Genomic DNA, 16188 nt, shown 5'->3' on the forward strand with positions numbered 1-16188 from the left:
GAAAAAAACATTTTTATATACTATCTACTCTTTATGATACCAAAATACGCACAAAAATTCTAAAGACTGTACGAATTTGTATAGGCAGTCTTTTATGCTTAGCAGGAGGGTCAGCTAGCATGCTGCACAGCTATTTTACTGTGAAAGAAGCAGGAGAACACGAGATTGTTATAGAAAAATCGCGTTTTATCTGTCATTTAAGCCGTGTTTCTACCGAACAAGAGGCACAGGAATTTATACAGAAAATAAAGAAACAGCACTGGAATGCGACTCATAATTGCTCGGCTTATGTTATTGGCGAGAATGATCATATCCAAAAAGCCAATGATGACGGAGAACCAAGCGGTACAGCGGGAGTGCCGATGCTCGAGGTTTTAAAAAAACGCAGACTGAAGGATACTTGCGCCGTCGTTACACGCTACTTCGGAGGCATTAAGCTTGGGGCTGGCGGACTAATTCGCGCTTATGGGAAATCAGTGTCTGAAGGATTAAATCATATAGGTGTTGTAGAACGGAAGCTTATGCGAATCATGCATACTTCTGCAGATTACACATGGCTTGGCAAGATTGAAAATGAATTAAGGGAGTCACAATTTCTGTTAAAGGAAATCCATTATTCAGAAAATGTTGAATTCGAAACATACGTCGAAGAAAAAGAAACAAACGCTTTTTCTGAATGGATGACAGAACTGACAAATGGAAAGAGTGATATTAAAGAGGGAGAGTTGACGTATCTTGAAAAAGCCGTCAATCACATAAAGGAGACTGAATAATGGCTGAACGCGTTAGAGTGCGTGTGCGAAAAAAGAAAAAGAGCAAACGCAGGAAAATTATAAAAAGAATAATGTTATTGTTCGTCCTCGCATTATTAGTAGTTGTGGGGCTTGGCGGATATAAACTTTATAAAACCATAAACGCTGCGGATGAATCGTACGATGCCCTATCCCGCGGGAATAAATCAAATCTTCGCAACGAAGTTGTAGACATGAAGAAAAAACCGTTTTCTATTTTATTTATGGGAATAGAGGATTACGCGACTAAAGGACAAAAAGGGAGATCAGACTCTCTTATTGTTGTTACCCTGGATCCCAAAAATAAAACCATGAAAATGCTGAGCATTCCGCGTGACACACGTGTGCAATTAGCTGGTGACACAACGGGAAGCAAGACGAAGATCAATGCCGCTTACAGCAAAGGCGGTAAAGATGAGACAGTTGAAACTGTTGAAAACTTCTTGCAAATCCCGATTGATAAATATGTCACAGTTGATTTTGACGGATTTAAAGATGTGATTAATGAAGTCGGCGGTATTGATGTAGACGTGCCTTTCGATTTCGATGAAAAAAGTGATGTAGACGAAAGCAAACGGATTTACTTCAAAAAAGGCGAGATGCATTTGAACGGCGAAGAAGCCTTAGCATATGCCCGGATGAGAAAACAGGATAAACGCGGAGACTTTGGCCGTAATGACAGACAAAAACAAATCTTAAACGCGCTGATTGACCGAATGTCAAGTGCAAGCAACATTGCTAAAATTGATAAAATCGCAGAAAAAGCCAGCGAAAACGTTGAAACCAATATTCGCATTACTGAAGGTTTAGCGCTTCAGCAGATTTACAGCGGCTTTACCAGCAAAAAAATCGACACATTGAGCATTACAGGTTCTGATTTGTATTTAGGGCCTAACAACACATATTACTTTGAACCTGATGCTACAAATCTCGAGAAAGTCAGAAAAACGCTTCAAGAGCATTTAGATTATACTCCTGATACAAGCACTGGCACTTCCGGTACCGAAGACGGGACTGACAGCTCAAGCAGTTCTGGCAGCACTGGCACAACAACTGACGGGACGACGAGCGGAAACAACTATTCGAATGACAGCAGCACAAACTCAAACAACAGTACAACGAATTCAACAACTGATTCATCCTATTAAAAAATGCCCGGTCCTTTTAGAGGATCGGGCATTTTTGCGCAGAAAAAAACTCCGGCACATAAGCCGGAGTTTTTAATTCCTTTTCACCAGCCGTTTATAAAACTTTGTAAACGGCTTAAATTTTTCATTCACTAGTCCTGTCACTTCTGCTATGATTTGCATAAAAATAATTAAAATGAAGATAATAAACAAAGAAAGCCAAATTGTGGCACTTTTAAGTACAATCGCACTGATACTGAAAATAAATCCAATTAAATAAATAACTAAGACCGACATCCGATGTGAAAGGCCAAAGGCCATCAGTCTATGGTGAATATGCGACTTATCAGGCGCTGAAATCGGCTGTTTGTTTAATATTCTCCTGATGATAGCAAAAGTTGTATCAAAAATCGGTACGCCTAATATAATAATCGGGATAACGATACTGAACAATGTGACACTTTTATACAGGCCTAATAATGAAAGAATCGAAATACTATACCCTAAAAAAAGTGATCCCGTATCTCCCATAAAGATTTTTGCCGGGTGGAAGTTGTAAAACAAAAACCCCAGCGTGCTGGCAATAACGACTAATGAGAGTGACAGAATGAGCACTTTTCCGCCGGATAGCGCCATGACAGCGATCGTTGACAGGCCGATAACAGAAAGACCGGCAGCAAGGCCATCCAATCCATCAATCAGGTTAATTGCGTTCGTGATGCCGACAATCCATAATACCGTCAGCGGATAAGCCATCCATCCTAACTCAAATCGTTCTGTTAAAAAAGGTACTGAGAAAAAGTCCATTTTTAAGCCAGTGCTTACAATCATAATGGCTACACCTAATTGAATCAAAAACTTAACTTTTGCACTTAATTGATATTTATCGTCAAGAATACCTAACACAATAATGATGAATGCTCCGACTGTAATTGCCGTCATCCTTGTTTCTGTGTAAATACCGGATGCAAGCACGCCTGCAACCACCCCGATAAATATGGCCAGCCCGCCCATGCGGGGCATGATTTTGTCATGTACTTTTCGATTGCTGGGCTGGTCAACTGCACCTATTTTAATCGCAATCCTTTTTACGATTGGGGTCATGATTAAAACTGTCAGCAGCGAGACAATAAACGCAACAACAATGCGGATCATGCGTTCGTCAAGCATAAAGAAGTCTCCTTTGGAATTAAATGAAGTCTTTATTTATATAGAGAACCGTTCCTTCCATTATACCTTCTCCTTAGTTATTATAACAAGCTTCATCAAAAAGAAACACGTATAATCAAAAAACGCGCATCCCAATTTATAGGACTACGCATGTTTTTGAATCCCTGTATATTTCATAATTTGTCTAAATAAGCAATTCCAATCTTGTGTGCGAGCGATGTTTCGGCGCATTTCTTTATAGGTTTCGTCTCCGTTTTGTTCGAGAACTTTTTCACAAGCTGCTATAAAATCAATTGGATGATCACCTTCTACATATTCGTATACATACGGCTTTTGCATTTTTGAGGTTGACGGGAGATTAGAGCCGACGACAGGTTTTCCTGCCGCTAAAAATTCAAATAGTTTCAGCGGAAACACAGCTTGATTATACGATGATTTTTTATAAGGCATGATGCCAATGTCGATAAGCTCCATAAAATGCGGAACTTCTTTCGGATCTGCCGGGCCGGTCCATATGACATTTGGAAGCCTCAGCAGCTCTTGAAACGAAACGTCACCATTGGTGGCATCCGGGCCAACCCATAAAAATGTCCAATCAGGCTTTTGCAGGGCGGCTTCTTCAATCATTTTAAAATCGAGCTTCGGTTTAATTCCGCCGATAAAACCTAACACTGTTCCTTCTCTCCCCTGCAGTATACTGCGATCGGGAGCTTGTTTGTTTGCAGAAAACAGCTCATACTCCACACCGTTTTCCACAGTATGAACCTTTTCTCGTCCTGCAGTCAGTTTTTTGTCTACTTCCTTGTGAAGATAATCTGATGAACAGGTTATTGAATCTGCTCGTTGTATAATTCTCAGCTCTGCCGATTTAATGACTTTTCGCCGGAATTCAGACAGCAGATTTGATCGGCCGCTGATCGGCGCCGCCCATAAGTCACTGCAGTCATAAATGACCTGATCCCAAGGATACAGCGAAGACAGCAGCGGGAATCCAGGAAACGTGTACCATAAACAGCAGCGTTCACCGTTTGCAGAAGCAGGTGTAAGCTCATCGAGTAATGGGGAGAGCTTATGTCTGTAAAAGACATCTGTATATCGTCCGAAACGAAACATTTTTTTCTGCAGCAGGTCTTTGACAGCGAATTGCCTGATGCCAGAATGGACTTCCTGAAACTCTTTCCCTTGGGCACGCGGAGCCGGACATACCCAAATAACTTCCTTCGTTTCCTCCTGAGCAGCTAAAAATTCTGCCAGCCGGTGCCTTCTGTATCTCAATTGGTCTTTTCCCCATTCAGCAGTGGCAACGATGACATGAATGATTGCTTCTTTTGTTTCCACCTTCATCACCTTTTCTCTCTGTTTGCGGCTATAATCTTTTTTTCACCGCGTTTTTTGCATATTGAACAAAACACCATGTTGCTTTCATAAAATGAAGCCGTTCGATCTCCCTGTAGACAAACCACGTTTTTTTCGCAGCCTTCCATTTGTTGCTGGAAATTGAGTTATTGACAAGCCGATATTCAGCCAGGCATTCATTCATTCCATAGGCAGTAAATCCTTTTTTTAAAAGAGACAGCCATGTGGCTAAGTCCTGTCTCGTTCTGATATTCGGCATTTGGATCTGTCCCGTTTGCTCCCTGTCAATCATCACCGTCAAGCAGCCGATAATTGTATTTTTCAGGGCGTCATCGTACGTCAGGCTTTCCGGCGCATGAATAAATTTATCGAGCGGGGTCCCGTCCTGCGCCATTAAGCTGTAGCCCGTGAAAGAAAACGCACAGGAGCGCTCCATCATAAACTCAAGCTGCTTTTCCAGTTTGTCTTTTTTCCATTTGTCATCACTGTCCAAAAATGCTACGTAGCGCCCTTGAGCGCGTTCCAACGCTTTGTTGCGAGCAACCGCAGCTCCGGAGTTCTCTTCCAGATACACCACATGAATTCTTTCGTCTATTTTTTCATACTGCTGTAAAATGTCGCGGGTCCCATCCGTTGAGCAATCATCCACGATAATCATTTCCCAATGAGGATGGCTCTGATCTAATACCGAATGAACCGTGTCTTCAATATAGTCACGCGCATTATAGGAAGGTGTAATGACAGATACGAGAGGTTTCCAATTGGTCATGATCACATCTCCATCGTATGATTTTAAAAGGATTCTCTGAAAAATTCAGGAATGACAACGAACATAAAGGCAATCGTAAGGCCAATCATAACGCCGAGAACTGCTTTCTTTTTCGGAGACATTCCGCCGCCTGCTGTCTCACTTACGGTTTCGGAATCAGTAACACTTGCCGCTTTCAGGTTAAGCTGTGTGTTTTTGAGCTCATATAAAAATCTCTCTTTATCCACTTTGGAATCCTCGCTCACCGACTCGCCTTCAAGCGCGTCTATGCTGCTGCGGATGACGGCTTCTCTTTCTGCATACAGCTTTTGATCATTTTTGAGGAAGGTGGAGGATATGGCGTTTAAGACAGATTCCGTTCTATCTTTATCCTCGTCGCTATAGCTTAAAGTCAGTAACGATTTGGATTCCGTTTTGATGGTAAGCTGCTCTTTGATCTCTGCTACATCTTCATCCTTTTCATCAGGAAGCGCCTCCTTCAAAAAAGAGTCGCTCTTAAGCAGAAGCGGAATCTCTTCTGTGCTGTTATAAACCGGATGATCATAGCTCCCCACAACCAAAGTATCTTCTGCTGTATAGCTCTTTTGATCAGCGATCTGTGACGGCAGGATATACCCCGCCGCACCTAATATAATTGGCACCGCTATGATCCAAATGATATTTTTTTTTATGCGACGGGCTATTCTTATCAATATATCGTTCATATAAGTCTCCCTGCTTTTTGTAGTCTGTTTATCTGTACATCGGCTCAGGCATTTGTCTGGATCGCCTTAACACATTCACGGCGGCGATGACGAGCGCCATAAACACCCAATGGAAAAATAAATTTGAAACAGAGCTTGGGCTGATACTTGATACCAGGAAACTGACCATAGCGGTAATAAGTCCTTCTGTGATCAGTTTTGACTGATTTTCTAATTTTCTTTCATAAAACTTGTAAAGCACCCATATGAGGTAGGCATAAACGGACAGATATCCCAGCATGATGAACAAGCCAAAATTAGCAAGAATTTCAACAAGCCAGTTATGCACCTCTGCCACATTGTCAGTATCATATACAGCATAATGCTCAAGATAATAGGATACATTTCCTGCTCCGACTCCGAATCCGTATGAATCAAGGAAAAAATGCCAAGCGTTTTTCAGCAGATTTGCCCGAGCCACATTTGATGGAAGCCTGTCATGAAATGAATGTAGCGTCTGCGGGGCCAGAAACAGCTCCCAAAACTTTGAATAGATTTTGCTGGCGAAAAGAACTGCGAAAAGAGCAATTCCCGCCGCCGACAGCCATATAGCCATTTTCTTTAAAACAGGCGGCAATACAATGAAGATGTAGACAGCAATACCTGCAAAAATACCCAGAAGGCTGGCTCTTGAACCAGTGGCAAAAATTAAATACAACGCACAGAGCGAGAGCACAAGGCCAATTGCCTTGATGTATCCATTCTTAATGTTTTTCATCATCGTGATGTAAAAAAAGAAGCTGATGGATAAAAAGGTCGCAAAGTCATTTTGATTAAAAAAGACCGATGTCGGATAATGCTGCTTATACTCCGGTCCGCTGTACAATGTGGAACTCGCAAGATGATGGTGGGTGATATGATTGTAAAAGCCAATGATCATCAGAAATACCGTCATCACCAGCCAAATGGCATAAACAATCATCAGCCGCTCCATTTTTTGCACGTACATGACAATAAGATAAATGAAGAAAATTCCCATTGCCAATAAGGCTAAATACTTGAGGCCAACTGTTACCGACTTGGCCCACAGCAGAGAAACAAGGCCATATATAAACCAAAAGGCGAAAAAGAGTAAAATCCCTTTTACTTGCAGCCCATGCCATCTCTCAATATGGGTTCGATTCCGAACCATGCCGAAAATATGAAGGCAACCCGCTGCGATGAGCAGAAGCCGGTAAAGGAACAAACTGAAAAATCCAAGATGAATAGCGAAAAATGCATTATTTAAAAAAGTGCAGGCGATCAAAATATAGATTACAGCCATAAAGAGCCGTTCTTTTGTTGTAAATGCGGTTGCAAGCGTCAGTAAAAACAGGCCAATTGCCAACACCGCAAGCACAGCAGCCATCTGCATGAAACCTATATCTTTATGGATGGCTCCCAGCAATAGGACGACTCCAAATATAGCAGCGGCCAGTAACGCTAGCGTATGGACCGCTGATCGTTTGATACTCACATGTTTAACCCCTTTCCTGATGTTTCAGGAGCCGGCGGCCGAGCCTAGCAGCCGGCAGCTTCAACCAAGTAACACTTTTTCTTTTTATAAATTGACGCTTCCCAAGTCTTTAGCCAATTCTTCAAGCGGCAAGCCCGGAAAATACTTGTCAGAAGGTTCCGTTCCCCGAACAACGGGACGGCCGATAGAGTGATAAATGTATCCGGCTGCCTGCATCTCTTCAAGTGAAAATAAATTTCTGCCGTCGATGATGACTGGCTGTTTTAAGAGGGTTTTCACTTTTACAAGCTCCATTTCTTTCACTTCCGGCCAATCCGTTAAAATCAGGCATGCATCAGTGTCTTCAATCGCAGCATACACATCTGTGTAATACTCGACCTGTTCGCCAAGGATCGCTGAAGCTTCAGGAATAGCAATCGGATCGTATGCTTTTACATGGGCGCCCAGCTGCTGCAGCATTGGGATAATATCAAGCGCTGGAGCGGATCTCACATCGTTCGTATTCGGTTTGAAGGCTAATCCCAGGACTGAAATGGTTCTCCCTTTGACGCTTCCCATAACAGTCAAAAGTTTATCTACAATATGAACACGCTGCTTTTCGTTCGTTTCAATGACAGCTTCGATGAGCTTGAATGGATAGCCTGCCGATTTTGCGATTTGAAGCAACGCGGTTGTATCCTTTGGAAAACATGAACCGCCGAATCCAATACCCGCTTTAAGGAACTTTCTGCCGATACGGCTGTCAAGACCAACACCATCAGCAACTTTTGAAACGTCTGCGCCGACTCGCTCACAAATGTTTGCGATATCGTTGATAAAGGAAATCTTTGTCGCCAGAAATGCATTCGCGGCGTATTTAATCATTTCTGCACTTTCTAGGTTTGTTTTAATGACAGGAGCATGGAATGGCTGATGAAGTTCCTCAATGATGGCAGCGGCTTTATGACTTGTTGAACCAATCACGGCACGCTCCATATTCATCGTGTCATGAATCGCTGACCCTTCCCGAAGGAATTCAGGGTTAGATACAACATCAAATGAGTATCTCCCCTTTGAGGCTTTTTGAACGATAGATTGCACCAGTTTCCCTGTTCCAACCGGGACTGTGCTTTTATTTACGATCACTTTGTAGCCGTTAAGATGCTCACCGATTGTTTTCGCCGCCGCTTTGACGTACGTTAAATCAGCTTCACCTGTTTTGGACATAGGCGTTCCGACTGCAATATAAATAATATCTGAGGCCCGAATGGCAGACGGGATATCGTTCGTAAAGGTCAGGCGCTGATCCAGCACATTTTTTTCAACTAAGTCTGCAAGCCCTGGTTCATAGATTGGGATTACCCCATTTTTCAGGCTTCTGATTTTTGATTCATCGATATCACAGCAAACAACTTTATTGCCGATCTCCGCAAAGCAAGTGCCTGATACGAGTCCTACATAACCTGTTCCAATGACAGCTATTTTTTTCACAGCGCTCAACCCTCTCCTGTAAAATGATCTTCCTATTTATAATGGTCGCAGTGTCTTACGATTAAACGGACGTTTTCGTGACCGTCTGATACTGATGATGCAAGGCCTTGGCGTTTTTTCCTGCGTCAAATTGAGCCTGCACGGTTTCATACAAGTCATCTGCTACTTCCGGCTTCCATATTTGCTCATGTTCGTACCGAGTGATCGCTTCCGCCAAGGCTTGAGCGGATTTCGGTTTAATCAGCAGATGTTGGTGCTTTCCGAATAAAGACGACACTCCGCCAACATCCGTACAAATAACAGGAACCCTTAGCGCCAGCGCCTCAATCACAACAGTCGGCATCCCCTCACTGTAAGAAGGAAGTACAAATAGATCTGCCGCAAGTAAATAGTCTCTTACCTGATGATTCGGCACTTGGCCTGTGACGATATGCCCCTTCTGCGTCAGCGTCGATTTTGCGGGACCATCCCCGACAAAGACTGCCTTAGGAGAGTCCTGCAGCGATTCGATCGCTTCAGACAGTTCAAAAATGCCTTTCTCTCTGACCAGCCGGCCGACATAGACAGCCAGACGCTGATCGAGCGGGAGTCCGAGTCTTTTTCTGATTTCCTCTTTCGTCTCCTCATTCTCCTGAAAACGGCTGAGCTGTATGCCGATTGGCAAAACCGAGCTGTCAAAGCCCGAAAGCTTTTTGGCTTCTTCCTGAAGCTTGTGGCTGACTGCTAAAACAACTGACGCAGAACCTACGGCACGCTTGAAGGCTTTAAACGCTCCTTTGCTATAATGCGGATAGACATTCACATCACTGCCATGCAAGGTCAGGACATAAGGAATTTGCGCTGACTCTGACACGACTGCCGCAGCCCCGCCCGATGGCATGGCAAAATGAGCATGGATCAGATCCGGATATAGGTCGCGCTGTTTCATGGTTTTTAAAACGGCTGATGCGATTCTCCGATGAGGCTGCGCCCACTTCAGCTGGCCGGGAACTGCCCGATAGAAAGGCCGGTAAACCGGTATCCCCTTTCTAACCTCATACTCCGGTCTGGCATCCTTTTTTCGATATGTCTTTTTCAGCATGCGGACAGGCGCTGAATGAAAAGGCCGTGGGCATATCACAGTGATATCAAGCCCGAGTTTTTGCAGCTCTTGCACCTGTGTCTCATGAAACACACCCTCTCCGGGTTTCATACTGCTCGGATATACGCTTGTGATCCACAAAATCTTCATGACAAACGTCCTTTTCTTAGTAGTTTGCTTTTCGTTTGAGGGTACGCTTTTACCAAAAGAAAGAGATAGCACAGCGCCCCGGCCGCAACTGAAATGGCCAACCGCATTTCTGCCTGCATACTGAAGTGTTCGGTACTGAGGCTTACACCAAACGCGATGATGCCCATCGCCGCAGTAATCAGAAATGGCTTCATAATCGACTGGAAATAAGCTGAAAGGTTAAGCTTGATGACATATGCCAAAAGCCAGCGCCCAATCAGGAAATTAACAACGCTGATAATGGCATACACCCATGCGACTGTCAGCAGGCTTCCCGTCTGTACAGCTGCAAACAGTGATAATCCGTACAGCAGCAGCACGCCGGAATCCCAATAAAACGCTAAGTCAGCTCTTCCTTTAGCCAGCAGCACAGATCCATTTGGATTCATGAGCACTCTTAGTATTCCGACAATCGCCAGAACATTTAGGATCGGAACAGCAGCAAGCCACTTTTCTCCGAAAACCGCTGTGATAAAGGCGTCTGACACAGACACGAGCCCGATTAACAGCGGAAACGAGACAAGCGCCAGCATTTTTGTCATATTCAGAAAGCCTTCTCTGATCACGCTGTTTTCATATTTGTTTTTTGCGAAAACAGGGAATGCCACCCGTGTGACAATCGGATTGATCTTCAAAACCGGAATGGTGACAATCTGATAAGCGAGGTTATAAATCCCCAATGCTTCAGCACCAATAAACCGGCCGATCAAAATCATATCGATATTTGCTCCCAGCCTGTTCACAAGACGGGATGAAAGCTGAAAGGCTCCAAAAGAAAAGAAATCCTTCATGCCTCTCAAATCAAAAACAAAAGCAGGATGCCACTTTTTTCGGTATACAGCCCAATATAAAATCCCTTTACTGGACTGCAGCAGGACTTGAGAAATCACGTACGCCAAAATCGCATCCATCATAAAAACCGCTATCGCTAAATATCCGAATGACAATACATTTGAAAAAATCTCTATTTTGCTTAACGTATTAAACTGCAGCTGCTTTTGCAGCATATACTGATATTGCTGTCCAATTGGCGCGATCAAAAACATAATCGCCAGAATCCGAACCAGAAACACCAGCTCTTCTCTTTGATAAAATCCCGCAATGACAGGACTGCTCACATATAAAAGAACAAAAAGCAAAACGCCCGTCATAATGTTAAGCCAATACAATGTTGACAGCTGGCGCTCCGTCGCGTCGTCTCTCTGAATTAATGCTGCGCCAAAACCCATATCGAGCACAATCTGGGTGAAAACTGTAACCGTTGTGATCATGCCGACAAGCCCAAATTCTGTTAAGGTCATCATATTTCCAAGCAGGGCAAACTGAACAATTTGTATGATTGTAATACACATGGTTGAAATACTTGTCCACTTTGCGCCGCTCATGATTTGTTTTGTAATACTTGGCATCATATTCCCTACTTCTTTTTAAGCTCAGATTGATGGTGAATAATGGCATTCCGTTTTATCTTGCACCATCACCCGTCCAAACTACTTTACAAGTTTTTAACATAATTTTTAATTCTAAAGTGAAAGTCAGATTGCGAATGTAATATAAATCAAATATCAGCTTTTCCTTCGGCGTCATATCGTAACCGCCGTTCACTTGAGCCCAGCCGCTCAATCCCGGTTTAACAGCCAGACGCTGTATAAAGCCTGGAATCTCATTCTGGAATTTTTCCGTAAATACGGGCCGTTCCGGACGAGGGCCAATCATACTCATATCGCCTTTCAGCACATTAAACAGCTGAGGAAGCTCGTCAATTCTCGTTCTTCTGATAAAAGCTCCGATCCTTGTCACCCGCGGATCTTGCTTCTGTGCCCAAACCGCCCCAGACTTCTCGGCATCTATTTTCATGGAACGAAGCTTATAAAGCTTAAATGGTTTCCCGCCTTTCCCTACGCGTTCCTGCGTATAAATGGCAGGCCCCGGCGTCTCCAAACAAATCAATATTGAAAATACCGCAATCATTGGCAGCGCAATCGCCAACCCAATGAGCGCAAACCAAATATCCATTACGCGCTTTATTGCCAAATAACGAGCCGTCTTTTCAGATAATGTAAAAGAATGTATTTGCTGAACTGAGAATTCACGACTCACATTCATGCTTTTCTCTGCACTCACTGACACACACCTCACGATTTGTTTGGGATGTTATGATGACCTATGCCAGTCAGTTTAGCAGACGGATGTTAATTGGATGTAAATGGTATGTTAAGAAGTGTGAATTTGTTATTTTTTCTGACATTTATCCGTAAACTTTTTATTGTTTTAGACACTTTTTTTAAAAATTAAGCATATTGTTTAAAAAAAGAGACAAATCATTTTACTGATTTGTCTCTTTTCGTTGTGAAGCATTTAATATTGAAAATAAAACTTTGATTTAGAGGTTAACAGCTTGTATTGAACCTCAACCATTTTACTAAAGAATAACATGGATTTTCGTTCCACATTCCTTGTGTCCAAGACAATTGCTTGGTTATCCACTTTTGCACTGATTTTATTTTGAGAAGTGTTTATCGCAAATTCAATTAATCGCTCTTTCTTTACATGAGCTAGCTGTTCAAGCAAACTCTGCACGTTTACCGTCAATTTTGTGCAATTAGGCTCTAACTCTATACGTTTTACCGGTAATGAGATTTCAGACTGTCCGGTATTCACAATCATTTTTGAATGATTTGGCAAACAGATTTGCTTATCTTTAAAAATAAATGATAAATCTTTTGATTCAGTTTCATATGAAAGTTCTGCTTCTGTATAGGCATGTTTCTTTATATCAATCGAAAGATTATCGTAGTTCATTGTGAAATATGGTCTTGCACTGAAGACAAACAACGCATTATGCCCTAAATACATCGTGTTTGTTGAATACTTATACGCAGCACGCTTGTTTCCGATTCTCGCCCTTAATTTATAACCATCTATTGACGATTCAATAAAGAAATCCCAAACGCCTAAATCTTCTTCTGCAGATGCCAGTTCATCAAACTTGCACTCAAATGTAAATGTTGAATTTTCATACTTAGCCGGCGCGATATATTTTTCCGCCTTTGTATCGCGATGAACAAATATTCCTGTCAGAGATTGATTTTGATTCGTTTCATCATCCAACAATTTGTGTTTAATGGTTCCTTGAATGCTGAGGCTGTGATCGCTAAATTCAATATTCTGCAGATAATGTTCAAGCTTATTTTTATAATTTACTTTTAATAACTCTTCAGAAATTGGATAGCGTTCTAAGCTCGGATAACGTGCAATTAAATCCCCATTATTTACAACACAGAACTTTTTAATGTCTTGTTCTTCACGCTCATACTGGGTTAACCCCTGCAAATCATTATTCCGAATAAACAGCAGCCGCAATTTGATATGCGGAAGCACAAATTGGTCAGCCTCTTCAGGTACTGCATGAATAAATGAGGACAAATATTTAAACCATTCAGCTCTTTCTTCATCTGTCTTCATTTTTATTGTGACATTTTTTGTCCGCGAAAAATCGAAATGCCTGTTTAAAAATACTGCCATCAGTTTCGTTTTTCTTGCTTCTTCCAGATCACTAGCCTTGATAGCAGAGATAATATCTTCCATTGCTCCATAAAAGTTCTCTGGGGGAACATAAGCAACACTCATATGTTCACCGTCTCTTTTGACCAGATAGTAATAATCATAGTCAGCTGAAACAGAAATCTTCTTTGCTTTTAAATAAGCGTTCATTGTGAAGACTTGATCTTCCGCTGCTTTTATGTGAGTAGGGAAGATGATTTGATTTTCTTTTAAAAGTGAGGCTTTAAACAGTTTTTGGGGTCCCAATGTGAAAACAATTTTGGAATCAACCAAATCAACATCTGGGTTTGTTTCCTTAAACATTGATTTGGGAACACCTCGGCCGTTTATCCCTTTTAACTTACCTAAAGTAATATCTGAATCATTCTCTTTTGAGAAATTGTACCATCTTAACAATGCTTCATTGCCTAGATAGTCATCGGAATCAACAAACAGGATGTATTCACCTTTGGCAATTTTTATTGCATCATTCCGCGGCGCACCTGGACCGCCTGAATTTACGGTTCTTTCAACAACAACAATATTGTCATATTTCTTTTTATATCGATTCAAAATGTCTAAAGATGAATCCGTAGATTTATCATCGACACATATAATCTCATAATCCTCTTTTGGCATCGTTTGGTTAACTAAGCTATCAAGACATTCGGAAATAAGATCTTCTGAATTATATACAGGGATAACAATGCTTATTTTCATCGATTACCTCACTACCCTAATGGATCGGTTATATTTTTGCCTGATAATTATATCAAAAACATCTGTCAATAAGAATAGGCCTAACCTTAAATTTTGTTAAACTTTTACATAGCATATGTGGTTTAAAATTTTTCTCATTTTATCGTATAAAAAAGCTTGCCGGCAATTCCTGATGGGTTCTGCCGGCAAGCCGCTGTTGATGTCTACTAATTTAATCCCCTAATAATATCCAATGATTCCTTCATATATTGCTTGAGCTGCTTTTTCTTGATACAAAGCACTCTTTAACTTACTTGCGTCGTTCGCATTCGAAATGAACGCCAGCTCCGCTAAACTGCTCGGCATCGTTGATTCTCTGATGACATGGAAATTCCCGATTTTCACGCCGCGGTTTTGAGTATTGAGTGCTTTATAGAGTCTGTTTTGTATTTCTGTCGCAAGCCGTTTGCTGTTTTCTGACTCATATTTTGTATAATAGTAGGTTTCAGTACCGGTTGCTGCTGGGCTCGCTGAATTGGCGTGAATACTCACAAACAGGTTTGCATTATTGCTTTTTGCTTTTGCAACCCGCTCTGAAAGCTCTAAGAAAACATCTGTAGATCTGGCCATAATCGGAATGGCTCCACCATTGGAAAGTTTGCTGTTTACAAGCTTAGCAACGGCAAGGTTAACATCTTTCTCTTTTAAACCATTACCGACCGCGCCGCTGTCATAACCACCGTGTCCTGCATCCACAAATACCTTTTTGCCTACAATTACATTTTTAAGCTGGTTCACGACATTTGTTGTCACTGAAATAGTTCCCCCAAGAACTGTGAAGGTATTCTTGCTATTTGATCCGATGACTGTTCTTGTCGCAGTCGGCAATGAACCGGCGTCAGTAAATAGCATTGGGCGATTTTGCTTCGCCGCCAGCACAGAACCCGCTAAAGCATCTGCATATTGATAGCCATTGCTGACAAATGCAGCTTTTGATGAAGAATAATACTTTTTCGCTATGTTGGCAGCCACTTCAAAACGGCTGTTCCCGCCGATTCTTGTTGGTGATGGCAACTGGCTGAAAACGCTTTTTGAGACACTGATTTCTCCCCCGACCACAATAGTCGATGTTGTTCCTTTGCTGTTCATCGCATTTTTCGTTGGTTCGGGAATAGAGCTTGCAGTCGTCAGAAGAATTGGAATACCGTTACGGGCAGCATAAGAACCGATTGCCAGACTGTCAGCATATGCCGTTCCATTTGCGATTACTGCTTTTGAATTTGAAGACAATTTTTTAGAAATATTTTGAGCAACTTCATAGCGGCTTCTTCCGCCGATCCGTTCCACATTGGAAATATCCAATTTTTTAATGTCGCTTACAACGTTGTTAGAAACACTGATCGTTCCGCCAATGACGATGACCTTGCTCGGTTTAAGCTGGCTGATTCTGTCTTTAGTCGGTGCAGTCAGTTTAGATGATTCCGTCAATAAAATCGGGGCATTGTATTTATAAGCCAAAGGAGCAGCAGTTAATACATCTGCATACGCTGTTCCGTTTGCCACAACAACCGTGCTCGCACTGCTCCACCCTTGTTTTGAAACATTCACAGCAACCTCATATCTGCTTGCTCCATCCAGCCTTGTAACAGAGTTTGCCGCAAGCGCATTTGGTACAAATAACACGACTCCTAGTATCAGCATAGGTATGCTTTTAAGAAAGATCCGCAAAGATAGTCCCTCCAAAGATTCATAATGATTCATAAATCAAATAACGAACAAAGGAGGCATCTCGCC

Annotated in this window: 13 protein-coding genes; 2 read left to right on the forward strand and 11 right to left on the reverse strand. The window is 42.1% G+C overall.

Annotation, left to right across the window (positions count from 1 at the left end; genetic code table 11):
• Positions 1–119: 119 nt before the first annotated feature.
• Both ACZ07B_RS14660 and tagV read left to right on the forward strand, forming a co-directional pair.
• The gene (locus ACZ07B_RS14660) at positions 120–773 is read left to right on the forward strand and encodes a YigZ family protein (RefSeq protein ID WP_003227979.1); all 654 of its coding nucleotides are present in this window, start codon (positions 120–122) and stop codon (positions 771–773) included.
• The gene (gene tagV / locus ACZ07B_RS14665) at positions 773–1939 is read left to right on the forward strand and encodes a polyisoprenyl-teichoic acid--peptidoglycan teichoic acid transferase TagV (RefSeq protein ID WP_464877353.1); all 1167 of its coding nucleotides are present in this window, start codon (positions 773–775) and stop codon (positions 1937–1939) included. Before ACZ07B_RS14660 ends, tagV begins: the two co-directional genes overlap by 1 nt.
• A gap of 72 nt (positions 1940–2011) precedes the next feature.
• Here tagV and ACZ07B_RS14670 read toward each other — a convergent pair whose 3' ends face one another.
• From ACZ07B_RS14670 to ACZ07B_RS14720, 11 genes are all read right to left on the reverse strand, one after another.
• On the reverse strand, positions 2012–3088 hold the full coding sequence (locus ACZ07B_RS14670) for an MraY family glycosyltransferase (RefSeq protein WP_032726968.1): 1077 nt from the start codon (positions 3086–3088) through the stop codon (positions 2012–2014).
• 144 nt (positions 3089–3232) lie between these two features.
• Positions 3233–4426: a teichuronic acid biosynthesis protein TuaH gene (gene tuaH, locus ACZ07B_RS14675; protein ID WP_187954183.1), complete on the reverse strand. Its 1194-nt coding sequence runs from the start codon at positions 4424–4426 to the stop codon at positions 3233–3235.
• 28 nt (positions 4427–4454) lie between these two features.
• On the reverse strand, positions 4455–5213 hold the full coding sequence (tuaG, locus tag ACZ07B_RS14680) for a teichuronic acid biosynthesis protein TuaG (protein WP_003242619.1): 759 nt from the start codon (positions 5211–5213) through the stop codon (positions 4455–4457).
• Between the two features lie 23 nt (positions 5214–5236).
• The gene (tuaF, locus tag ACZ07B_RS14685; RefSeq protein WP_464877354.1) at positions 5237–5917 is read right to left on the reverse strand and encodes a teichuronic acid biosynthesis protein TuaF; all 681 of its coding nucleotides are present in this window, start codon (positions 5915–5917) and stop codon (positions 5237–5239) included.
• 28 nt (positions 5918–5945) lie between these two features.
• Complete coding sequence (tuaE, locus tag ACZ07B_RS14690; RefSeq protein ID WP_032726971.1) at positions 5946–7412, reverse strand: teichuronic acid biosynthesis protein TuaE; 1467 nt, start codon at positions 7410–7412, stop codon at positions 5946–5948.
• Positions 7413–7496: 84 nt separating this feature from the next.
• Positions 7497–8882, reverse strand: coding sequence for a UDP-glucose 6-dehydrogenase TuaD (gene tuaD, locus ACZ07B_RS14695; protein WP_032727104.1), 1386 nt, complete (start codon positions 8880–8882; stop codon positions 7497–7499).
• A gap of 61 nt (positions 8883–8943) precedes the next feature.
• The gene (gene tuaC / locus ACZ07B_RS14700; protein WP_024573115.1) at positions 8944–10113 is read right to left on the reverse strand and encodes a teichuronic acid biosynthesis protein TuaC; all 1170 of its coding nucleotides are present in this window, start codon (positions 10111–10113) and stop codon (positions 8944–8946) included.
• Entirely contained in the window at positions 10110–11561 is a 1452-nt protein-coding gene (tuaB, locus tag ACZ07B_RS14705; protein ID WP_216995701.1) for a teichuronic acid biosynthesis protein TuaB, read from the reverse strand. The genes tuaC and tuaB overlap by 4 nt, the downstream gene beginning before the upstream one ends.
• A 55-nt stretch (positions 11562–11616) precedes the next feature.
• Positions 11617–12276 (reverse strand): sugar transferase, encoded by a 660-nt coding sequence (locus tag ACZ07B_RS14710; RefSeq protein ID WP_464877355.1) that lies wholly within the window; start codon positions 12274–12276, stop codon positions 11617–11619.
• 234 nt (positions 12277–12510) lie between these two features.
• Positions 12511–14415 (reverse strand): (poly)ribitol-phosphate teichoic acid beta-D-glucosyltransferase TarQ, encoded by a 1905-nt coding sequence (gene tarQ, locus ACZ07B_RS14715; protein WP_077671012.1) that lies wholly within the window; start codon positions 14413–14415, stop codon positions 12511–12513.
• 219 nt (positions 14416–14634) lie between these two features.
• A complete protein-coding gene (locus tag ACZ07B_RS14720; RefSeq protein WP_464877356.1) occupies positions 14635–16122 on the reverse strand; it encodes a cell wall-binding repeat-containing protein in 1488 nt (495 codons plus the stop codon).
• Positions 16123–16188: the final 66 nt, after the last annotated feature.

Source organism: Bacillus sp. 9.4, assembly GCF_055486415.1.